Source organism: Sphingobium sp. SJ10-10, assembly GCF_036038995.2.
Classification (GTDB): Bacteria; Pseudomonadota; Alphaproteobacteria; order Sphingomonadales; family Sphingomonadaceae; genus Sphingobium.
Genome location: NZ_CP158132.1, coordinates 1795958 through 1817015 on the forward strand (window position 1 = coordinate 1795958; position 21058 = coordinate 1817015).

Sequence of the window (21058 nt, forward strand, 5' to 3'; positions counted from 1 at the left end):
CCTTGACCCTACGGAATTCCCCGAAAATCATGTCGAAAACAGGGACGTCGACCGTCGACTACCGATGCGGATTTCATGATTACCAAATATTTTCAATAGGATAATTTGTTCCACTGAATACGTATGTGGGATTCTGTGCAGACCATGGGCCGGGCGGCTATCGATGTGGCGAGAAACACAAGCAATACGTCTTGGGGAGGGTCCACATATGCACAAATTCCATCATTCCATCCTGCGGGCCACCCTTCTGGCTGGCGCTTCGCTGTCGGTCGCGGCGGTTGCCTCCGCGCAGACCACGGCTGAAACCGCTGCACCGGCCGAACCGCAGGGGGATGCGATCGTCGTCACCGGCATCCGCGCCTCGCTGGCCTCCGCCGCGAAGATGAAGCGGGATTCGGTGCTGATCGTGGATTCGATCTCCGCCGAAGACGTCGGCAAGCTGCCGGACGTATCGATAGCGGACTCGCTGGCGCGCCTGCCCGGCGTGACGGCCCAGAGGCTGGAGGGTCGCGACCAGCGCCTGTCGATCCGTGGGCTTGGCCCGGACTTCTCAACCACGCTGCTCAATGGCCGCGAGCAGGTGACGGTGGGCGACAATCGCGGCGTCGAATATGACCAATATCCGTCCGAATTCTTCCAGAACGTCAATGTCTACAAGAGCGCCGACGCCGCCCTGATCGCGGCGGGCATTTCGGGTACGGTCGACCTGCGCATGCTGCGCCCGCTGGACAAGAAGGACCGGGTGGTTGCGCTGTCGCTGCGCGGTCAGATGAACGGGATGGACAAGCTCAATCCCGACGGCAAGCGTTACGGCTATCGTGCTTCGGCCACCTATATCGACCAGTTCGCGGACGACACGCTGGGCCTGTCGCTGGGCTTTTCCGCCTCGCAGACGCCCTCGCAGGACGAGCGGTTCAATGCCTGGGGCTATCCGACCGACGCCAGCGGCAACCTCATCATCGGCGGCGCCAAGCCCTATGTGCAGTCGAACCTGTTGAAGCGCTATGGCGCGGTCGGCACGCTGGAATGGCAACCGAGCGACAATTTCCATTCGACCTTCGACGTGCTGGCTTCCCATTTCGAGGAGGAGCAGCGGCTGCGCGGTATCGAGTTCCCGCTGGTCTGGGGCAGCAATGTCGGTGTCAGTAACGAGACAGTCGAAAACGGCTTCGTTACCGGCGCCACCTTCAGCAATGTCTATGGCGTGCAGCGCAACGACTATAACAAGCGCAAGGCGGATACGATCTCGCTGGGCTGGAACAATGATATCCGCCTCAACGACACGCTGAAACTCAATGTCGATGCAAGCTGGTCGCGGGCCAAGCGTACCGACTTCCTGCTGGAGACTTATTCGGGGACTGGCTATCTTCGTTCGGGTGTGCCGGATACTGTCCGGGTCGAGCGACAGTCGAACGGTCTGTTCCGGATTATGCCGACGCTGGACTATACCGATACCAACATCATCAGCCTGACCGATCCCAATGGCTGGGGCTATAACGGCACGACGGCGGTGGTGCAGGCGGGCTTCCTCAACCGGCCCAAATTCATCGATGACATGAAGTCGTTCCGCGCGAACCTGGTCGGGGACATTTCGGGCAGCATCTTCTCCAAGTGGGAAGTCGGCGGCAACTATAGCCGCCGCAAGAAGACCAGCGCCTATACGTCCTATTTCCTCTGCCCGCCGGGCGGCACGAACTGCACCGTCTCCGGCGGAACGCCGGGGTCGGTGGCCGTGCCGAGCGAGGCGCTGCTGGGATCGAACGTCTCGCTCGACTATCTGGGCGTGCCGGCGATGCTGACGCTCAACCCGCTCTATCTGTACGACAATGTGCTGGATGCGGTGTATGACAACCGCCCCGGCTCGCTGGTCCGCGACAATGTGGTGAAGGAAGACGTGTTCACCGGCTATGCCAAGCTGACCATGGATGGCGAGCTGGGCGGCAAGCCGCTGAAGGGCGCGATCGGCGTGCAGGTGATCCATTCGCGGCAGGCCTCGACCGGCACGATTTCCAACTTCGCCAACGGCGTCGTGACCGTACTGCCGGTGTCGGGCAAGGACAGCTACACCAACGTCCTGCCAAGCGCGCAGATTTCCGTCGAGCTGGAGCCAAGCTTCTTCGTGAAGCTGGGCGCGGCGCAGACCATGGTGCGTCCGCGTCTGGACCAGGAGCGCGTCAACCAGGAGTTCAGCGTCGACCTGTCGAAAGTCGGCCTGGGATCGGACCCGCAATATAGCCCGTTCAGCTCGAACGGCGGCAACATCATGCTGCGGCCCTATCAGTCGACCAATATCGACCTGTCGCTGGAGAAATATTTCCGTGGCGGCGGCTATGTGTCGGTTTCGGGTTACTTCAAGAATCTAACGGACTTCGTCGATCCGAACAACAATATCGCCTACGACTTTTCCGGCGCGCTTTCGACGCTGCCGCCCGCGGCTCAGGCGATCGTCCAGCAGCAGGGCAGCACTATCGGTTTGCTGAAGGCGCCCGCGAACACCGGCAAGGGCACGATCATGGGCGTCGAGGCGACCGCGTCCCTGCCGTTCAAGCTGTTCAGCCCGGCGCTCGACGGCTTCGGCATCTTCGCCAGCGGTTCCTATACGCATAGCGAGGTCGAATATGGCAGCAACCCGACGGAAAGCGTCACCTTGCCCGGCCTGTCGAAATGGGTCGCCAGCGGCACCGCCTATTTCGAGAAAGCCGGTTTCCAGGCGCGGGTGAGCTATCGTTACCGCTCCTCCTTCCTGGGCGAAGTGGCAGGGCTTTCGGCGGCGCCGACCTTCCGCACGGCGAAGGCGGAGGGCATTCTCGATACGCAGATTGGGTATGAGTTCCAGTCGGGGCCGCTTCAGGGGCTTTCGATCCTGCTGCAAGGCAAGAACCTGACCGATCAGCCCTTCGTCACCTATCAGAATGACGATCCGCGGCAGGTGATCGACTATCAGCGCTATGGCCGGGACTATTATCTGGGTCTGACTTATAAGTTTTAACGTCCCCACGACTGCCTGACTGCACGCAGGCAGTTCTCCCCCGGACCGCTGCCCCTTTCAGGGGTGGCGGTCCTCCCTTTTTGTACCTGCAAAAATTATGTGCTCCTGCCTTCGCAGGAGCACGTTAACTACGCGAACTATGCCGTCATGCGCGTGACCAGCCTTGGCACGAGCAGCGTAGGCTCCAGCGGCTTGCGGTCGATCTGCCCGATAAGCGCATCCACAAGCACCTCGCCCGCGTGCAGATAGTCCTGTGCGATGGTCGTCAGCGGCGGACGCGTCAGGCTGGCCGCCGGGATGTCGTCGAAGCCGATCAGCGCCACATCCCGCGGCACGCTCATGCCCGCTTCGTCCAGCGCCCGCATCGCGCCGATGGCGATCAGGTCCGAACCCGCGAAGATCGCGTCGAAGGACAGGCCGCGCGCGATCAGGCGCCTGGCGGCCTCATACCCCGACTGCTCGGTCGAGAGCGCATCGACATGCAGGCCAAGGTCGACCGGCAAGGCCGCCTCTCGCATCACCTCCGTGAGGCCAGCATAGCGGTCGCGAAATTCGGGATAGCGGCTCGACGCATCGCCCAGAAAGGCGATGTTCCGGCGTCCCCGTTCGATCAGGTGCCGCCCCGCGTCGCGCCCGCCCTGCCGGTTGTCGCAGCCGATGGTCATGCCCAGCGCATGTTCGTCCATCGACCCCCAGCGCACGAAATGCGTCCCCTGCGCCACCAGTTGCTCCAGCCGGGCGCGGTAGGTTTCATAATCGCCATAGCCGAGCAGGATGATGCCGTCCGCCTTGCGGCTGTCCTCATAATCGACATGCCAATCGGTCGAAAGCTGCTGGAAGGAGGTCAGCAGGTCATAGCCCCGCTTCGCACAGGTTTGCAGGATCGGCCCCAGCATGGAGAGGAAGAAGGGGTTGATATAGCTTTCGTCGGGCAGCAGATCCTCGAAGAACAGCAGCGCCAGCGTGTTGCTCTTGCCCCGGCGCAGCGAGGACGCGTTCTTGTCGACCGTATAGTTGAGCTGCCGGGCGATGGCCTCTATCCGCTTGCGGGTGCCTTCGCTGACGGTGCGGTCGCCGCGCAAAGCCCTGGACACGGTCGGCTGGGAAACCCCTGCGAGCGTGGCGATGTCGAAGGACGTTGGTTTTTCGTTGACGGCCATCGCCTTATCTTACGCCTGCCCTTCGTCATTGGAAAGACAGCCGCTCTGAATACGTATGTCGGCTGCTTGGCCCGGTGGGTGCGAACCGACTAAGACCCCCTATGAAAGCCGCTGCAATCAAGCCAGAAGCGGTAGGGGAGGCACGTTCCATGCGCGGAAGGAAAGCATCGCTGTTTGCCGCGCTGGCTGCTTTGGCTGCCCCTGCCTCATTGCTCGCCGCCGAGCCATCCGATTTCCGGGCGCGGCTGCCGCAGGATGAGGTCATCTATTTCCTCCTGCCCGACCGGTTCGATAATGGCGACCAGTCCAACGACAAGGGGGGCATGAAGGGCGACCGGCTGGTCACCGGCTATGATCCTGCCGCGAAGGGCTTCTATCATGGCGGCGACCTGAAAGGGCTGATCCGCCGCCTCGACTATATTCAGGGGCTGGGCGCCACCGCCATCTGGGTCGGACCGATCTTCCGCAACAAGCCGGTGCAGGGGCCGAAGGGTCAGGAAAGCGCGGGCTATCATGGCTATTGGATCACCGACTTCACCCATGTCGACCCGCATTTCGGCACCGACGCCGATTTCGCCGCTCTGGTAGAAGCCGCGCATCGTCGGGGGATGAAGGTCTATATGGACATCATCGCCAACCACACGGCGGACGTGATCCAGTATCGGGAGTGCGCCGGCAAGCCCTGCCCATACCGTTCGCGCGCCGATTATCCCTATCAGCGGCAGGGTGGTGTCGGGGGGAAAGCGATCAATGCCGGTTTCGCGGGCGATCAGGATCATGGCGAAGCGAATTTCGCGAAGCTGACCGATCCATCCTACGCCTATACGCCCACTATCCCCAGGGGCGAGGAGCGGATGAAAGTTCCGGCTTGGCTCAACGATCCGCTTCATTATCATAATCGCGGGGAAACGACCTATTCGGGCGAGAGCGCGACCATGGGGGACTTTGCCGGGCTGGACGATCTGATGACCGAGAACCCCCGCGTGATTGCGGGCATGATCGAGATTTTCGGCGGCTGGATCGACCGCTTCGACATAGACGGCTTCCGGGTGGACACGGCCAAGCATGTCGATCCGCATTTCTGGCAGATGTTCGTTCCCGCCATGCAGGCCCGCGCCAGGGCGAAAGGCATCCCCAATTTCCATATTTTCGGGGAAGTCTATGTCGAGACGGTGGATGCCGGGCCGCTTGCCTGGCATACTAAGGAAGGCGGCTTTCCGGCAGTGCTGGACTTCGCTTTCCGGCAGGCGGCGCTGGAGACGGTCGCAGGCAGCGGCGCGACGGCGACATGGGAGCGGATGCTGGCGGGCGATGCGCTTTATCGCGATGGCGAGGCAACGGCGCGGATATTGCCTACCTTCGTCAGCAACCATGATGCGGGGCGCTTTTCCACCTTCGTCCGCCGGGCCTTCCCGCAGGCGAGCGAGGAGGAAGTTCTGCGCCGGGTGATGCTGGCCAACGCCATGCTGCTGACGATGCGCGGCGTGCCGACCATCTATTATGGCGACGAGCAGGGTTTTGTTGGCGACGGCGGCGATCAGGACGCTCGGGAGGATATGTTTGGCAGCCAGGTCGCGAACTATAATGACAATCGCCTGATCGGCACCGATGCCACCATGGCGACGCCGCGCTTCGACGCGGGCCATCCGCTCTATCGGGAGATAGCCGCGCTCGCCCGCCTGCGTACCGCCCACCCAGCCTTGCGGCGCGGCCGGGAAGTCATCCGGGCGCGGGGCGACCAGCCGGGCCTTTTCGCGCTGTCCCGCTTCGATCCCGAGAGCGGCGCGGAAACGCTGATCGCCTTCAACACCTCCGCCGCCCCGATCAAGGCGCAGGTCGAGGTCGATGTCCGTTCCGACCGTTTCGCTACATTGGCCGGAACCGAATGCGCCGCCAGCGCATCAGCCCCCGGCAGCATCGCCGTCTCCCTTCCCCCTCTCAGCTACAGCGTCTGCGCTGTCCGGAGTGCCTCTCCCCAATGACCGACACCCCTCTGCCCTGGTGGCGCGGCGCCGCCATCTACCAGATCTATCCGCGCAGCTTTGCCGACTCCAATGGGGACGGCATTGGCGACCTCAAGGGCATCACCGCCCATCTGCCCTATGTGGCGTCGCTGGGGGTGGACGCGATCTGGCTGTCGCCCTTCTTCAAGAGCCCGATGCGCGATTTCGGCTATGACGTGTCGGATTATTGCGATGTCGATCCGATCTTCGGCACGCTGGCGGATTTCGACGCGCTGGTGGCGCGGGCGCATGAGTTGGGCCTGCGCATCATCGTCGATCAGGTCTGGGCGCATACATCCGAAGAGCATGACTGGTTCATCGAGAGCCGCTCCAGCCGCGACAATCCCAAAGCGGACTGGTATGTCTGGGCCGATCCCAAGCCGGACGGATCGCCACCCAACAACTGGCAGTCGGTGTTCGGCGGCCCGGCCTGGACCTGGGATGCGCGACGCGGGCAATATTATATGCACCAGTTCCTGGCGCAGCAGCCGCAATTGCACCTGCATCATCCCGAAGTGCAGGCGAGCGTGTTCGACATCATCCGTTTCTGGCTGGACCGGGGCGTGGACGGCTTCCGCATCGACGCGATCAACCATTCGATGCACGATCCGAAACTGCGCGACAATCCGCCCGCGCCCGACAATGGCAAGGTGCGTACGCGCCCCTTCGACTTTCAGATCAAGAAATACAGCCAGAGCCATCCCAATATTCCGCTGTTTCTGGAAAAGGTTCGTCAAGTCTTCGACGAATATGCGGACCGTTTCACCGTGGCCGAAGTCGGCGGCGATGACAGCGATATAGAGATGAAGGCCTTCACGCAGGGCGATGGCAGGCTGAATACGGCCTATGGTTTCGACTTCCTCTATGCGCCGGAGCTGACCGCCGAATTCCTCAGGACGGCGCTCGTCAAATGGCCTGCCGAAACCGATGAGGGCTGGCCGAGCTGGGCGTTCGAAAATCATGACGCGCCGCGCGCCGTGTCCCGCTGGGCCAAGGGTCTGGACCCGGACGCCTATTGCCGGATGAAGATGCTGCTGCTCGCCTGCCTGCGCGGCAATATCTTCCTTTATTATGGCGAGGAATTGGGGCTGCCGCAGGTCGACATCGCTTTCGAGGATTTGCAGGATCCCGAAGCCATCGCCAACTGGCCGCTGACTCTCTCCCGCGACGGCGCGCGCACGCCGATGCCGTGGCAGGCGGATGCGAAATATCTGGGCTTTTCCGACGCCAAACCCTGGCTGCCGGCCGGGGAAGCCCATCGCGCACTCGCCGTCGATGTGCAGGAGGCGGATGCGGATTCCCTGCTGCACTGGACGCGGCGGGTGCTGGCGTTGCGAAACGGGTCGCCCGCGCTCCGCGTGGGAGCGATCGATTTTCTGGAGACGCCGGAGGAATTGCTGGCCTTTGAGCGGGAGCATGAGGGCGAGCGGTTGCTCTGCGTGTTCAACCTTGGGGACGAGCCTGTGGTTTGGGCGCCGAGTGAGGCCGAACGCTGGAAACCGTTACTATCGACCGGCGGAGTCGAAGGATGGCATTTCCCCGCAGCTTCCGGCCTTGTCGTGCAGGTCTAAAAACAGCGCATAACGTGCTCCTGCGAAGGCACTCGAGTGAGACGAGTGGCTCGCGAGAGCCCAGTCCCGCCGTCAGAACCGGGTTCCTGCCTTCGCAGGAACACGGCTCAGATAAAGGGGCACGAGTCTTAAAGGAACACCCCATGAAGAAACTGACCGCGCTCGCCTTGCCGCTTCTTGCGCTTTCGCTGGCCCCGGTGGCTGCCCGCGCCGATGTGGTCGCGAAGGCCGCCTCGCCCGATGGCCGCATCACGCTGACCGTCAGCCTGGATGGAGAAGGCCGCCCCAGCTACGCCGTGCAGCGCGATGGGAAGGCGCTGATCGCGGACAGTCGCCTCGGCTTCCTGTTCACCGACGCGCCGAAGATCGAGCGCAACCTGACGCTGGCCGACAGCAAGACGGGCAAGAACGACACGACATGGACCCAACCCTGGGGCGAATGGTCCAGCATCCGCGACAATCACAATGAAATCCGCCTCGCCTTCCGCGAGAAGAGCGATCTTCAACGCGAGATGGATGTGACCTTCCGCCTGTTCGACGATGGCGTGGCCTTCCGCTACACGCTGCCCGATCAGGCCCATCTGCATCACGCCAATATCGCGGAGGAACTGACCCAGTTTGCCTTTGCCGAAAACGGCACCGCCTGGTGGAAGCCCGCCTTCGAATGGAACCGGGAGGAATATCTCTATAACAGGACGCCACTCGATGCGGTCGGCACCGCGCAGACGGTGATGACGGTGAAGCTCGCCAGCGGCACCCATGTCGCGCTGCATGAGGCGGCCCTGGTCGACTATGCCGGGATGAACCTTGCAAGGGCACAGGGTAACATCTTCCGCGCTGCGCTGACGCCCGGTTCCGGCGCGCCCAAAGTGTCGCGCGACGCCGGTTTTTCGACGCCATGGCGCACCATCGCCATCGCGGACGATGCGGCAGGGCTCTACATGAACCACATGATCCTGAACCTCAACGAACCCAACAAGCTGGGCGACGTGTCAGGCTGGATCAAGCCGGGCAAGTTCGTCGGCGTGTGGTGGAACATGATCAAGGGCGACTGGACATGGGCGCGAGGGCCGAAACATGGCGCGACCACGGCCAATGTCCGTCGCTATATCGACTTCGCCGCCGCCAACGGCATCCCCGCCGTGCTGGTCGAGGGATGGAATGTCGGCTGGGACGGCAACTGGTTCGGCAATGGCAAGGGCATGAACTTTTCGCAGCCGACCGAGGATTTCGATGCTGACGGGCTAGCCGCTTACGCGAAATCGAAGGGCGTGACGCTGATCGGCCATCATGAAACCGGCGGCTCCGCCAGCCATTATGACAGCCAGCTCGACAGCGCGTTCAAATGGGCCGCCGACCATGGCGAGCGGGTGGTAAAGACCGGCTATGTCACCGATGCCGGGCAGATCGAGCGGGTCGATCCCGATGGTTCCCAGCATCGCGAATGGCATGAAGGGCAGTGGATGGTGAACCACTATCTCCGCGTCGTGCAGACTGCCGCCAAGTACAAGGTCAGCATCGACAGCCATGAGCCGGTGAAGGATACGGGCCTGCGCCGCACCTACCCCAATTGGGTGGCGCGCGAAGGCGGGCGCGGCATGGAATATAATGCCTGGATCGGCGGCAAGAACCCGCCCGAGCATGAAGCGAACCTCGTCTTCACCCAGTTGCTGGGCGGGCCGATGGACTTCACGCCGGGCGTGCTCAGCCTTTCCGGGTCGGAGGGGAGCGCGATCCAGTCGACCATCGCCAAGCAACTGGCGCTTTATGTCGTGCTCTATTCGCCCTTCGTGATGGCGGCGGATACGCCGGAGAACTACACCAAACATCCGGGGCCGTTCCAGTTCATCAAGGATGTGCCGACCGACTGGTCCGATACCCGCGTGCTGAACGGCGAGGTGGGCGACTATGTGACCATCGCGCGCAAGGCCAAGGGCAGCAATGACTGGTATCTGGGCGCGATCGGGGATGAGGAAGCGCGGTCGAGCCAGGCGAAGCTCGACTTTCTGGATGCCGGGCGATCTTATGTGGCGGAGATTTATGGGGATGGGCCGGGCGCGGACTATCGCACCGAGGCGCGCCATGCCATCGTGATCGAGAAGAAGGCTGTGAAGAAGGGCGATGTGCTGCGCATCGATCTCGCGCCGGGTGGGGGGGAAGCGATCCGCTTTGTGGCAAGGGGTGGGAAGACCCGAGAGTGAATCGTGTTCCTGCGAAGGCAGGAACCCAGTCCTGCCGTTTGAACTGGGCTCCTGCCTTCGCAGGAACACGGGATGGACCATATGTGCGAATAGGCTGAGGATGCATGGATCAACCGCACGATAATCTGGCTTCTAATTCCCGCCCCCGCCAAGGCTTCTGGGGTCTGTGGAACATCAGCTTCGGCTTTTTCGGCATCCAGATCGGCTTTGCCCTGCAAAACGCCAATATGAGCCGCATCTTCCAGTCGCTGGGCGAGAGTCTGGACGATCTGGCGCTGCTGTGGATCGCAGCGCCGCTGACCGGGCTGCTCGCCCAGCCGATCATCGGCCATTATAGCGACAGGACATGGTGCCGCTTCGGGCGGCGGCGGCCTTATTTCTTCGCGGGAGCGCTGTTCGCGGCGCTGGCGCTGTTCGGCATGCCCAATGCGCCCAGCCTGCTGGCCGCCGCGATGATGCTGTGGGTGCTGGACGCCTCGCTCAACGTTTCGATGGAGCCGTTCCGCGCCTTTGTCGGGGACATGCTGGCGAAGGAGCAGCATATGGCAGGCTATGCGCTCCAGACCGCCTTCATCGGTGCGGGGGCGGTCATCGGCTCGTCCACGCCATGGCTGCTGGACCGGCTGGGCGTCGCCAATGTCGCGGTCGGTTCGGGCATTCCCGATACGGTCAGGATCAGCTTTTATATCGGCGGCGCGGCACTGTTTCTCGCCGTGCTGTGGACCGTTCTAACAACCCGCGAATATTCGCCCGAACAGATGGCCCGCTTCGAGCCAATAGAAGAAAAATCCGGAGCGGTCACTGCGCCGCCCGTCCCTTCCGGCGGCCTGCTCTGGATCGCCGCCGGACTGGCGGTCGTCGCGTTCGTCCATCTCTGGGCGCTGGAGAAGGAACTCTATCTGCTTGGCGGCCTGCTCGCCACCTATGGCGCGGCGCGGATGGCGGCGCGCTGGCTGCAAAGGCAAGGCCGCAGCGACAATCTGCTCACCCATGTCGTCGGCAATTTCGCGGCCATGCCCGTCATGATGAAGCGCCTCGCCCTCGTCCAGTTCTTCACCTGGTCGGCGCTGTTCATCATGTGGATCTACACCACGCCGGTCGTCGCCCAATATGTCTTCGGGTCCGCAGATCCGGCGAGCGCAGCCTATAATGAAGGCGGAAACTGGGTCGGCATCCTCTTCGCCACCTATAATGGCGTCGCCGCCTTCGCCGCGCCCTTCCTGCTCCAACCGCTCGCCCGCCGCATCGGCCAGGCGCAGACCCATGCGATCGCTCTGATGCTCGGCGCGCTGGGATTCCTCTCCTTCCTCTTCCTGCGTGATGCGCAAGCCCTGCTGCTGTCGGAGGTCGCCATCGGCATCGCCTGGGCCTCCACCCTCGCCATGCCCTATGCGATGCTCGCCTCCAGCGTGCCGCAGGCGAAGCTCGGCATCTATATGGGCCTGTTCAACGCCTTCGTGGTGATCCCGCAACTGCTGGTCGCGACCGTCATGGGCACGATCATGCGGCATTTCTTCCCGACCGAGCCGATCTGGACCATGGCTTTCGCTGCAGGCGTGATGATGCTCGCCTCCATCGCGACATTGCGATGTCGGGACAGGGCCGCCTGACAAAAAAATTTCGCGCACGACAAATTGCAACTGCGGTGGCGGCCGGGGCGTGGCGTCGTCGTCCCATGCGCATTGGATTTCTGTTCAACCACGACCAGATTCATCAGGTCGCCCATAGCTTGCCGATCGCCATGGCTCTGGCCAGCGGCGGCTTTCCCGGCGAGATCATCGTCGCCACCACCAACGACCGGCTGGCGGCCGAGGTGCAGCGGCTGGCCGGGCCGATGCTGGGTTCGTCGATCCAGCATGTCCGGCTTTCCCTGACGCCCCGTTCGGAACGCATTGCGGGGCTGCTGGGCAAGCTGCTCCCTGCGGCCAAGCTGCTCTTCTATCGCGACAATCTGGATTTTTTCCGCAGCCTCGACATGCTGATCGTCGCGGAAAAGACCTCGCTGCTGCTCAAGACGCGCTATGGCCTCGACAATCTCTTCATGGTGCACACCCGCCACGGCGCCGGGGACCGGGCCATCGGCTTCGACAAGGCCAGCGCCGGTTTCGACCATGTCCTCTGTTCCGGCGAGAAGATCCGCCGCCGATTAATTGCCGAAGCGGGGGTGGAACCCAACGCGATCAGCATCGTCGGCTATCCCAAGTTCGACATGGTCCGTCAGGCCGGACGCAGCCAAAGCTTCTTCCGCGAACGGCCGATCACCCTCTACAACCCGCATTGCTCGCCGCATCTGTCCTCATGGTACAGCCATGGCCGGCAGGTGCTGGACCATTTCCTGCGGCATGACGAGCAGGAACTGATCTTCGCCCCCCATGTCATGCTGTTCGAGCGGCCCTTCATCGTCACCATCGACAAGCTGACGGTCAACCGGGCGGGCATGATCGACAAGCGCTATCTGCACGGCGACAATATCCATATCGACCTTGGCAGCCGCGCCTCGACCGACATGAGCTACACTCTGCTGGCCGACCTCTATCTGGGGGACGCCAGCAGCCAGGTCTATGAATTCCTCCTGCGGCCCCGGCCCTGCATCTTCCTCAACAGCCACGGCATCGACTGGCAGGGCGATCCCAATTTCGCGCACTGGCAGGCGGGAGAAGTGATTTCCAGCCCGCACGAACTCGGCCCGGCGCTGGATCGAGCGAAGGCGCTGCACGAAAGCCATTACCGCCCGATCCAGGAAAGATTGTTCGCGGAGAGCTTCGACCTGGACGGCCGCCCCTCGTCGGAGCGCGCCGCGGCGGTGATCGCTGAACTCACCGACCGGCGGGCCAAGGTCGTCCATCTGCCGCCGGTCCGGGCCGCCTGATGCCGCTCCTCACCATCATCCTGCCCTTCTTCAATGAAGAAGGGTGGATCGGCGCCACCATCGACAGTCTGGCCGCGCAAAGCGACCAGCGCTTCCGCCTGTTGCTTATCGACAATGGATCGACCGACAGCGGCGCGGCGGAGGCCGCCATCCACGCCGCGCCGTTGGGCCAGCGCGCCACCATCCTCCCCTGCCCGACGCCGGGCAAGATTCACGCCATGGCCATGGGGCTAAGCTGGGTCGACACGCCGCTGGTCGCCATTTGCGATGCCGACACCCACTATCCCCCCGATTATGTGAAGCGCATCATCGCCCTGTTCGACAGCGACCCACGGGCCGCCGCCGTCATGGCTATCGATCTCTACGCCCCCCAGGACACGGCGGAATCGCAGCAACGCATCGCCTTCATCCTGCGCAAGAGCCGCCGCTTCGCCGCCAAATGCCATGCGGGCGGCTATGCCCAGGCATTCCGCGCCAGCGCCCTGCGCGCAGCGGGCGGGTTCGATGCAACACGCTGGCCCTATGTGCTGGAGGATCATGAGATCGTCCATCGCGTGATGGCGCATGGCCGGACCGTCTATCATCACGGCCATGTCTGCTTTCCCTCCGACCGGCGCGCCTCGCGCAAGGCCGTCAGTTGGACGCGGGGCGAACGGCTGCTCTACCGCTATGCCCCACGCTCCGCGATGAACTGGTATTTCTACCGCTTTCTGGGCCGGCGCCTCGCCGCCCGCAACAGCATGGGCATTGCCTTGCGCCGGAAAGACTGGTCTTCCACTACCGCATGACGGAACGGGCCGGAATCACAGGGCGAATCTTCAAGGGGCTGGGACTGGTGCTGGGCGGAAAGGCCGGCGCCGGGCTAATCAGCCTTGTCTACCTCATCATCGCAGCGCGGGCATTGGGGCCGCGCGATTACGGCATATTGGTGCTGGTCCATGGCTATGTGACAGCGGTGGTCGGTATCGTCGAATTTCCCGCCTGGCAGGCGATCGTCCGCTATGGCGCGGAGGCGAGTGCCGAGGATGCGCCGCATCGCCTCGCCCGGCTGCTGCGCTTCGGCACGACGGTCGAACTGCTGGGCGGGGCGGCGGCGATCATCGCGGCCATGGCGCTGGCGCCGCTGGTCGGGCCGCATCTGGGCTGGCCGCCGGAAACCGTCGCTTTCGCCATTCCCTACAGCTTCGCGGTGCTGGGATCGGTGCGATCGGCTCCGGCGGGTTATCTGCAATTGATTGGCCGTTTCGACCTGATCGGCCTGCACAATATGGTGCAGCCGCTGGTGCGCCTGATCGGTGCGACATTGGCCTGGCTGCTGGGCTGGGGGTTGAAGGGTTTTCTCTGCGCATGGCTCGCCGCCGCGCTGGCGGAATTCGCCGTGCTCTGGGGCATGGGCCTTATCTGCGCCCTCAACAGGCTCGGCACGATCCTGCGCCACCCCGAACGCGGCAGCGCAGTGCAGGACAATCCGGGCATCTGGCGCTTCCTGGTGGCGAGCAACGCCGATGTCACCTTGAGCGAACTGGCGGGTCGGATCGCGCCGCTGATCGTCGGCTGGGTGCTGGGACCAGCCATGGCGGGCCTGTTCGCGGTCGCCCAGCGCGCCACCGTCATCATCGCCCAGCCCGCGCAGATATTGGGCAACACCGCCTATGCCGAACTCGCCCGCATGGTCGCCGCCGGGCAAGGCGGCGCGCCGCTGCGCCGGACATTGCGCCGGGTGATCGGCATCGCGCTGGCCGCCGCCGCGCCGGTGGTGGTGATCGCAGCGCTTTTCCCCACGCCGATCGTCACGCTGCTGGCGGGTCCGGCGTTCAAGGCCGCAGGCAGCGTCATGGTCGTGCTGATCGCGGCGCGGATGATCGCGGTGATCGGCCCGCCGTGCAGTTCCGCCCTTTCCGCCATGGGCTTCCCCGCGCTGTCGATGAGCGCCAATCTCTTCGCCAGCCTGCTCTTCCTGCCGGTTCTCCCGCTGCTGCTTCATCAATGGGGCCTGATGGGCGCAGGGGTGCAGGCGGTGGGGCAAGCGCTGCTGGCAAGCGCGCTGCTGGCGGGTCTGGTCTGGCGCAGGAGCCTCGCCCATTGAGGATCGCCTATGTCATCAACTCGGTCGAGGGCGGCGGCGCGGCGCAGCCGGTGCCGGCCATCACCCGCGTCCTGCGCGATGCGGGGGCGGAGGTGCGCGTCTTCGCCCTAACCCCCCGTGACCGGCGGGGTCTGTCCGCCATGGTGGAGGCCGGGCTTGACCCGGTCGTGCGCGAGGGCGGCCTGAGCGATCATTTGGCCGCCGCCTTGTGGCTGCGGCGGCAGTTGCTGGACTGGCGCGCCACCCATATCTGGACCTCGCTCAGCCGGGCGACGATATTGGGCCTGATCCTTGGGCCGATGCTGGGCCTGCCGGTGATGAGCTGGCAACATGCCGCTTTCCTGAAGCCCTGGAACCGGCGGCTGATGCGCCTGCTTGCTTCCCGCGCCCTGCTCTGGATCGGGGATTCGCAATCCGTGACGGCGTTGACGGCGGAGCGGCTGGGTGTGCCGCAGGACCGGCTGCTCTGCTGGCCGATCTTCGCCGCCGATCCCGCCATGCCGCAGGCCCGCCCCTGGCAGCCCGGCGAGACGGTCCGCATCGGCACGCTGGGCCGCCTCCATCCGGTCAAGGGCTATGATGTGCTGATCGCCGCGTTGGCGCAGTTGAAGGGGGCAAGCTTCACCCTCTCCATCGCAGGCGACGGCGCGGAACGGGAGCGGCTCGAAAGCCTGGCGCGAGCGGCGGGCGTGGCGGTCCATTTCACCGGCTATACCGACGATCCCCGCGCCTTCCTGTCGGGCCTGCACCTCTATGTCCAACCCTCGCGCTCCGAAGGCTTCTGCATCGCCGCGCATGAAGCGCTGACGGCGGGCCTGCCGGTCGTCGCTTCGGCGGTGGGTGAACTGCCCTTCTCGATCCGGCAGGGCGTCACCGGCCTCACCGTGCCCCCCGGCGATCCCGATGGGCTGGCTCAGGTTCTAGGAACGATGCTGACCGATCCTGCTCGGCTGTACATCATGGGCGAGGCCGCCCGCCGGGACATGCTTGACCGCTTCTCGCAGGATCGTTTCGCAGCCACCGGCGCGGCAATCCTCAACCATATCCGCCAAGCCCGCGCCTGACATCCAGCATCAGCCCGCGCAGCGACCGATCGACCCGCTTCACATCGAACAAGGTCATGTCGCCACAGGCGGTCAGCGTGTGCATCCCGTCCCGATAGACCCCCGCTGAATCCGGCAACGCCAGGGCATCCCCCGCCTCAGCCATAACGGTCGTCTCATCCAGCCGATCGATCCAGAGCGGCCGGATCGCCCCGCCATAGGTGTCTGCGCAATCCTGCACCGGCAGCATGATCCGCCCATCGATCACCATCGGCGTGCCGCCGGGCCGCGCCGAACGCCGGTCCATCCGCACCGGATTGCCATGATGCGCCGTCCATGGCCCGCACAGCCGGTCGGCCCAAGCGACATGCAGATGCGCGATCTTCGTGCGCTTGTCGGTCGCGGGCGAATAGAAGAGCCACCAGCGCTCCTCATGCCGCAGGATGCTGGCATCGACCGGCACGCAATCGAGCGCGATCCGGCATTCCGCCCGCCAGTCGATCAGCCCGCCATGATCGCGATAGAGCGTCAGCACGCCCGACCGATGCGCCTCCGGCAGCATCCATGTCGCCCCTTCCCCGGCAAAGACCTGCGGATAGGAAAGATGCCACGGCTCGACCAGGCAAGGACGGCGGTCGAGCAGGTTCATGGCCTCATCGAACAGCAATCGCACGATCGTCCCATGGCGGGTGCGGTAATCATAATGCTCGGCAAAAAGGTGCAACCGCCCATCCTCGCCCTGCCAACCGAAAGGGTCGGCCAGGAACTGGAAATCCGGCTCCTCTCCGATCCAGCTCACCGGCTCGCCGATGCCGCCCGCCGCGATGACAGCCGCGACCGGCTGCTTGACGAGGCCGCATCGCCATATATCCTTTCGCCTTGGCATGCGTGCAGGCACTCGCATGCTCTCCCGACGAAAGACAAGAGATTCCTGTCGCGGGGGTTTGGGGCTGGCGCAAAAACGGTGAATTTAACCAAAGGCGCGGCGCGACCGACCCCTTATCGATGGCGCGGGGCGCATGCGTTCAGCATAAGCGATCTACCCTGCCCTTATTCTCGGAAGCAGCTATAGCCTGCTGTATCTTCTTATATCGGTCTATTATTTTTTCGCATTCCTCCTTCGATTTAAAATATTCACCATAATCATCGTCATATAATGCAATATCTTTATCTGGTTTTTTCGATGTTAACCATGGCCTGAATATAGGCGATGTCTCATTGTCAGATGAATCTCTGAGGTCCGTCCACTTTTTTTTGACAATCCCGAACCCGAATGACGGGCCGGGAACATCATATTTTGTCATTACCAATCCAATTTATATTGAATGATGGCAGACCGAAAATTCACATTATCTTACGATCACGGCAAAGCTGAATCGGAAAGATCGAGGATTATTTCCGAGAACCTCTTTACGCCGAATTTTTTCATGATGCTGGCGCGATGCATTTCGACCGTTCTGACGCTGATTTGGAGCGCATCGGCCACGTCCCTATTGCTGCTGCTGGAACCGAGCGCCCGCACAATGTCCAATTCCCTTTTCGTCAGACTCTCCAGATGAGCCGCAGCGCTTTCCCTTCGTCGCTGGATTTCGGCGCGCCGCTCCAACATCGGCCGGACCTCGGCAAGCATTTTGAAAAGCAGGCTGTCGGCAAAGGGCTTTTCCAGAAAATCCGCCGCTCCCCGCTTGATGGCGTCCACGGCCGTCGGAATGTCGGGTGACGCCGTCATCACGATCAGGGGCATGTCCAGCCGCCGGGACAGAAGCTCCTCCTGAACGGCCACGCCACCCATATCCGCAAGGTGCAATTCCACAAGGGCAATGCCGGGGGCCAGGAAATCAAGCGCTTCGATAAAGTCGGCGCCGCAAGAAAAGGGCATGGGCTCAAACCCTTCCGGCCGCAAAACGCGCACCAGATACTGGCGCGTCTTGCTATCGTGGTCCACGATATAGACTGGACATCCAGGGTTCATAGCCAATCGCCTAAACCATCATCTTCCTGCAAACGCGCGAAGCTCTCTATGGTTTCGGCTCCGATCCTTTCTTTTATCAGCCTCAGTTCGTCGCCATGCGGCGAGGTTCGAAGAATATCCCGATCATCCCGCCGCTCGCCCATTGCACCCGTCCCATGCGTACATCCAGACCCCGGGTCTTCACAAGCAATCGCGTTCCCTCGCTCACGCCACCCACTTCGACCATCATCCCTTCAACCGACAGATTGCGGATCGTCCCGATCAATACAGGCGTCGACGTTATCAAGGTTGCCGAAAAATTCACCGTCAAACGCTGACCGCGAGGTTCATATTTCTGCGATGCGATGTTCATGTCGGGCTCCTCGCCGGGAACCCAGGGCAATGTCTCCTCCAGCAGAAGACCGCATCTGGAACCATTGATCCAACGAACCTCGGCCGTACGAAAGCTGGTCTCGTCGAAACTCACATGAACCTGCTGGTGCAAGCCCAGCGACAAGGCGCATCGTCCGCTCAACCCTGCGTGCGACACATTCTCGACGGAAAGGTTGGCTTCCTCGACAACGGGGTAGAGCAGCGCCGTCTTGAATACGGTTTGTCGCGGATGACGGCGTTTCTCCATCATCGCGCTCTCCTTATTGGACGATCGTTCTATTTCTTTGGCCATATAGGTTCCCGCAGATTCGAGAATTCGATAAAAGCCACGCCTTACCCGCGCGTGTTCCTATGGCAGGTAGTCTTACGGTAATATGCGGAAGGCCAGCATTAACCTTCATGCCTTTAGACTGTCGGGGGCCGTACTCTCGGAGGCAGGCCCATAAAACCGGCGAGGCGCATTCCAGTCCCACCATGCGCCTCGCCTTTACTTTTTTCAGACAAATGGCATCATCAGCACATGCTTGCACAATGGTCCTATATCAGCTCCAGCAAGTTGAACGCGATCGATGCCGAGGAACGCATCCAGGAAATCGTCCATGTCTCGGTCCCGCGCAACCGTTCGCTGAACGTGACGGGCGCCCTCCTGTTCTCTGGCCGCCGCTTCGCGCAATATCTGGAAGGGGCGCCAGCCGCGATCGAAGAACTCAAGGCAAGCATCCTGCGAGACTCGCGGCACAGCGACGTCAGGACGATCGCATCGGGAAAAACGCCCCATCGCCACTTCGTCACTTGGTCGCTCGCTTATGCCGGCCCCTCCCACTTCGTCGCGGACATAGTGGAACGGTCCCTGAACGACGCCCTGGAAAAGGGCGATGAAGGGATCGAAGCGCTCATTCAGATGATGTCGGAATTCTCGATCCGCGGCCGTAGCTGACAGCGGTCGCAAAGCTCTACCTATCCGTCAGGCTGATATAGGGTCCGTCCGTCTCACGATCGTCACCTTCCAGAACGTCTGCCATTTCACCATGGCCAAGAATTCGGGAGGTGATCGGGCGTTCCTGAAAAACTTACCGATCCGGATCAATTTCAACGACGCCGGTCACGAATATTGATCCCAGTTCGTCATGGGACACGGCGGCCAGTGACAAGCTGATAGACAAGGACGATCAGCGCCAGCACCAGCAGCAGGTGGATAAGTCCTCCGCCCACCGGCACGATAAATGCGCCAAGTGCCCAAAGAACAAGGATGATGATAAGGATCGTCCACAACATGGTCTGTCTCGCCTCTGAATGATCGTATCAGCGCAATCGCTTCACGATATAATGGTTCCGGTCCGCGCCTGCAGTCTTTCACGCAGGAAGACAGGACGGCGTCGATGCCGAGACCGTCCTGTCCTGCGATCATCGCTGCGTGACGGTCGTCGTGGTCTTTTCGACAACGGAAGCGCGGACCGGGCTCGTCGACTTGCGCACGATCTTGCGCTTGACCGGAGCGGCCTTGCGCACGGTGACGGGCGCGGTCTTGACGGTTTCGGTCGTCACAGTGGTGGTTGCGGGCGCCGGGATGGCGGCGGCGCGAGCTGCCCGCGCATCGGCCGCGGCGGAAGCTGCTGCGCGTTCGGCGGCGTCGGCCCGCGCATTCGCGGCGGCAGCATCCTGCTGCGCGGCCGTGGCCGTTGCCGCGTGCATATGCGCGTCGGCATCGGTGCGCGCCTGACTTTCACCGATCGCCGTGTCCGCGAATTGCTGCGCGTCGACGGCGGCGCGGATGGCGGCCTGCTCCTTGCCGCTCTTGAGCTGTTCCTGCGCAAGCCGCAACGATGCCTGCGCTTTGGCCAGCACGGCCGGATCGAAGTCGCCGGCCTTCAGCTTGGCGGCGGCGTCGATTTTCCCTTGAGCTTGCGCGATCGCGGCAAGAGCGCGCTCCTCATCTCCGGCAAGCGCGGGAGCGGTCGCCAGGAACAAGGCCGATGCAGCAGCGAACGCGCGCATGGAAAGGCTGATCTCACGCATATACTCTCCTCTATTTGTTTTCGGACCTCTAAAACGAACCAGTCTGCAACTGTGTTCCGTTTAGCTGTCGAGATGCCATGACATGCGCTGCTCAGTGTCAGAATGCCTCACCCGCCGGACGAATATTGCCGTTATTCGGGCGAAAGCTGCGTTTCCTCTTCCTTGTAAAATCGGCGATGCCAGAAGCTCGGGAACGCCATGTCCGCCGAAAAGATCCCGCCCGTTCGGTTCTATGACATTTCGGTTCTATGACATGGAGATATGGTCGCCGCTATGATAGGCGCAGTTCTCTCAATTGTGATCGCATGCCCATGACCGAACCTACCCAGTCCCAAGTCGACCAGTTAACGCAGGCGTTCGGCACATTCACGCGGCGCTTCAAAGTCGCGGAGGCGGCGGCAGCGGCAGAGAATGCGCTCAATCCGCTCGATGCGCAGACGCTGATCTATGTCCGGGACCATCCCGGCTGCGGCCTGAGCGATGTCGCGCGTTATCTCAACGTGGCGATCACGACCATGTCGTCGGCTACCGCCCGATTGGTCCGCAAGGCGTTGATCGAACGCCGCCGTCCCGCTGACGATCGCCGCTCAGTCGCCCTCAGCGCGACCGAGAAGGGCGGGAATGTGGTCGACGATCATATCGCGGCCTATCGGGAAACTTCCCGCTGGATGCTCCGGGCATTGGACAGGGAGGAACAGGAGCAATTGATCCGCCTGACGGAAAAAATTGCGTCGAGCGAACCTTGAATACTACGAAATTCGCAGTATCTCTGGGCA

17 protein-coding genes are annotated in these 21058 nt (G+C 62.6%); 11 read left to right on the forward strand and 6 right to left on the reverse strand.

The window, feature by feature from the left end; all coding sequences use genetic code 11:
- Window positions 1–208 precede the first annotated feature (208 nt).
- Entirely contained in the window at window positions 209–2989 is a 2781-nt protein-coding gene (locus VVT58_RS08660) for a TonB-dependent receptor (protein WP_327752777.1), read from the forward strand.
- A 137-nt stretch (window positions 2990–3126) separates the two neighbouring features.
- Here VVT58_RS08660 and VVT58_RS08665 read toward each other — a convergent pair whose 3' ends face one another.
- Window positions 3127–4149, reverse strand: a complete 1023-nt coding sequence (locus tag VVT58_RS08665) for a LacI family DNA-binding transcriptional regulator (RefSeq protein ID WP_327752776.1) — start codon at window positions 4147–4149, stop codon at window positions 3127–3129.
- 149 nt (window positions 4150–4298) lie between these two features.
- Between VVT58_RS08665 and VVT58_RS08670 the strand changes: the two genes are divergently transcribed.
- The 8 genes from VVT58_RS08670 to VVT58_RS08705 all read left to right on the forward strand — a co-directional run bounded on the left by VVT58_RS08670 (window position 4299) and on the right by VVT58_RS08705 (window position 15943).
- A complete protein-coding gene (locus VVT58_RS08670) occupies window positions 4299–6131 on the forward strand; it encodes an alpha-amylase family glycosyl hydrolase (RefSeq protein WP_327752775.1) in 1833 nt (610 codons plus the stop codon).
- Entirely contained in the window at window positions 6128–7723 is a 1596-nt protein-coding gene (locus VVT58_RS08675) for an alpha-glucosidase family protein (protein ID WP_327752774.1), read from the forward strand. The genes VVT58_RS08670 and VVT58_RS08675 overlap by 4 nt, the downstream gene beginning before the upstream one ends.
- Before the next feature lie 143 nt (window positions 7724–7866).
- Window positions 7867–9924, forward strand: coding sequence for a glycoside hydrolase family 97 protein (locus VVT58_RS08680; RefSeq protein ID WP_327752773.1), 2058 nt, complete (start codon window positions 7867–7869; stop codon window positions 9922–9924).
- Between the two features lie 104 nt (window positions 9925–10028).
- The gene (locus VVT58_RS08685; protein WP_327752772.1) at window positions 10029–11534 is read left to right on the forward strand and encodes an MFS transporter; all 1506 of its coding nucleotides are present in this window, start codon (window positions 10029–10031) and stop codon (window positions 11532–11534) included.
- 65 nt (window positions 11535–11599) lie between these two features.
- Entirely contained in the window at window positions 11600–12793 is a 1194-nt protein-coding gene (locus tag VVT58_RS08690) for a hypothetical protein (protein ID WP_327752771.1), read from the forward strand.
- Window positions 12793–13581: a glycosyltransferase family 2 protein gene (locus VVT58_RS08695; protein WP_327752770.1), complete on the forward strand. Its 789-nt coding sequence runs from the start codon at window positions 12793–12795 to the stop codon at window positions 13579–13581. Before VVT58_RS08690 ends, VVT58_RS08695 begins: the two co-directional genes overlap by 1 nt.
- Entirely contained in the window at window positions 13578–14879 is a 1302-nt protein-coding gene (locus tag VVT58_RS08700; RefSeq protein ID WP_327752769.1) for a lipopolysaccharide biosynthesis protein, read from the forward strand. Before VVT58_RS08695 ends, VVT58_RS08700 begins: the two co-directional genes overlap by 4 nt.
- On the forward strand, window positions 14876–15943 hold the full coding sequence (locus VVT58_RS08705) for a glycosyltransferase (protein WP_327752768.1): 1068 nt from the start codon (window positions 14876–14878) through the stop codon (window positions 15941–15943). Before VVT58_RS08700 ends, VVT58_RS08705 begins: the two co-directional genes overlap by 4 nt.
- Here VVT58_RS08705 and VVT58_RS08710 read toward each other — a convergent pair.
- The 3 genes from VVT58_RS08710 to VVT58_RS08720 form a co-directional block, all read right to left on the reverse strand.
- On the reverse strand, window positions 15915–16808 hold the full coding sequence (locus tag VVT58_RS08710; RefSeq protein WP_327752767.1) for a formyl transferase: 894 nt from the start codon (window positions 16806–16808) through the stop codon (window positions 15915–15917). The two genes, VVT58_RS08705 and VVT58_RS08710, sit on opposite strands and share 29 nt — an antisense overlap.
- 474 nt (window positions 16809–17282) lie before the next feature.
- A complete protein-coding gene (locus tag VVT58_RS08715) occupies window positions 17283–17894 on the reverse strand; it encodes a response regulator (protein ID WP_327752765.1) in 612 nt (203 codons plus the stop codon).
- A gap of 82 nt (window positions 17895–17976) precedes the next feature.
- Entirely contained in the window at window positions 17977–18516 is a 540-nt protein-coding gene (locus VVT58_RS08720) for a PilZ domain-containing protein (RefSeq protein ID WP_327752764.1), read from the reverse strand.
- A gap of 270 nt (window positions 18517–18786) precedes the next feature.
- On the opposite strand from VVT58_RS08720, the gene VVT58_RS08725 reads away from it, so the two are divergent.
- Complete coding sequence (locus VVT58_RS08725; protein WP_327752763.1) at window positions 18787–19203, forward strand: BLUF domain-containing protein; 417 nt, start codon at window positions 18787–18789, stop codon at window positions 19201–19203.
- A 188-nt stretch (window positions 19204–19391) separates the two neighbouring features.
- On the opposite strand, the gene VVT58_RS08730 is transcribed toward VVT58_RS08725, so the two are convergent.
- Complete coding sequence (locus VVT58_RS08730; protein WP_140404481.1) at window positions 19392–19541, reverse strand: lmo0937 family membrane protein; 150 nt, start codon at window positions 19539–19541, stop codon at window positions 19392–19394.
- Between the two features lie 129 nt (window positions 19542–19670).
- On the reverse strand, window positions 19671–20282 hold the full coding sequence (locus tag VVT58_RS08735) for a hypothetical protein (RefSeq protein WP_327752762.1): 612 nt from the start codon (window positions 20280–20282) through the stop codon (window positions 19671–19673).
- Window positions 20283–20593: 311 nt separating this feature from the next.
- Between VVT58_RS08735 and VVT58_RS08740 the strand changes: the two genes are divergently transcribed.
- The gene (locus VVT58_RS08740) at window positions 20594–21028 is read left to right on the forward strand and encodes a MarR family winged helix-turn-helix transcriptional regulator (protein ID WP_327752761.1); all 435 of its coding nucleotides are present in this window, start codon (window positions 20594–20596) and stop codon (window positions 21026–21028) included.
- Window positions 21029–21058 lie beyond the last annotated feature (30 nt).

Bases quoted from the DNA above. Each gene is read 5' to 3' on its own strand.
- VVT58_RS08715 (WP_327752765.1), bottom strand. From the start codon at position 17,894: ATGAACCCTGGATGTCCAGTCTATATCGTGGACCACGATAGCAAGACG.
- VVT58_RS08735 (WP_327752762.1), bottom strand. From the start codon at position 20,282: ATGCGTGAGATCAGCCTTTCCATGCGCGCGTTCGCTGCTGCATCGGCC.
- VVT58_RS08665 (WP_327752776.1), bottom strand. From the start codon at position 4,149: ATGGCCGTCAACGAAAAACCAACGTCCTTCGACATCGCCACGCTCGCA.
- VVT58_RS08720 (WP_327752764.1), bottom strand. From the start codon at position 18,516: ATGATGGAGAAACGCCGTCATCCGCGACAAACCGTATTCAAGACGGCG.
- VVT58_RS08710 (WP_327752767.1), bottom strand. From the start codon at position 16,808: ATGCCAAGGCGAAAGGATATATGGCGATGCGGCCTCGTCAAGCAGCCG.
- VVT58_RS08680 (WP_327752773.1), top strand. From the start codon at position 7,867: ATGAAGAAACTGACCGCGCTCGCCTTGCCGCTTCTTGCGCTTTCGCTG.
- VVT58_RS08740 (WP_327752761.1), top strand. From the start codon at position 20,594: ATGACCGAACCTACCCAGTCCCAAGTCGACCAGTTAACGCAGGCGTTC.
- VVT58_RS08670 (WP_327752775.1), top strand. From the start codon at position 4,299: ATGCGCGGAAGGAAAGCATCGCTGTTTGCCGCGCTGGCTGCTTTGGCT.
- VVT58_RS08695 (WP_327752770.1), top strand. From the start codon at position 12,793: ATGCCGCTCCTCACCATCATCCTGCCCTTCTTCAATGAAGAAGGGTGG.
- VVT58_RS08700 (WP_327752769.1), top strand. From the start codon at position 13,578: ATGACGGAACGGGCCGGAATCACAGGGCGAATCTTCAAGGGGCTGGGA.
- VVT58_RS08725 (WP_327752763.1), top strand. From the start codon at position 18,787: ATGCTTGCACAATGGTCCTATATCAGCTCCAGCAAGTTGAACGCGATC.
- VVT58_RS08685 (WP_327752772.1), top strand. From the start codon at position 10,029: ATGGATCAACCGCACGATAATCTGGCTTCTAATTCCCGCCCCCGCCAA.
- VVT58_RS08730 (WP_140404481.1), bottom strand. From the start codon at position 19,541: ATGTTGTGGACGATCCTTATCATCATCCTTGTTCTTTGGGCACTTGGC.
- VVT58_RS08675 (WP_327752774.1), top strand. From the start codon at position 6,128: ATGACCGACACCCCTCTGCCCTGGTGGCGCGGCGCCGCCATCTACCAG.
- VVT58_RS08690 (WP_327752771.1), top strand. From the start codon at position 11,600: ATGCGCATTGGATTTCTGTTCAACCACGACCAGATTCATCAGGTCGCC.
- VVT58_RS08660 (WP_327752777.1), top strand. From the start codon at position 209: ATGCACAAATTCCATCATTCCATCCTGCGGGCCACCCTTCTGGCTGGC.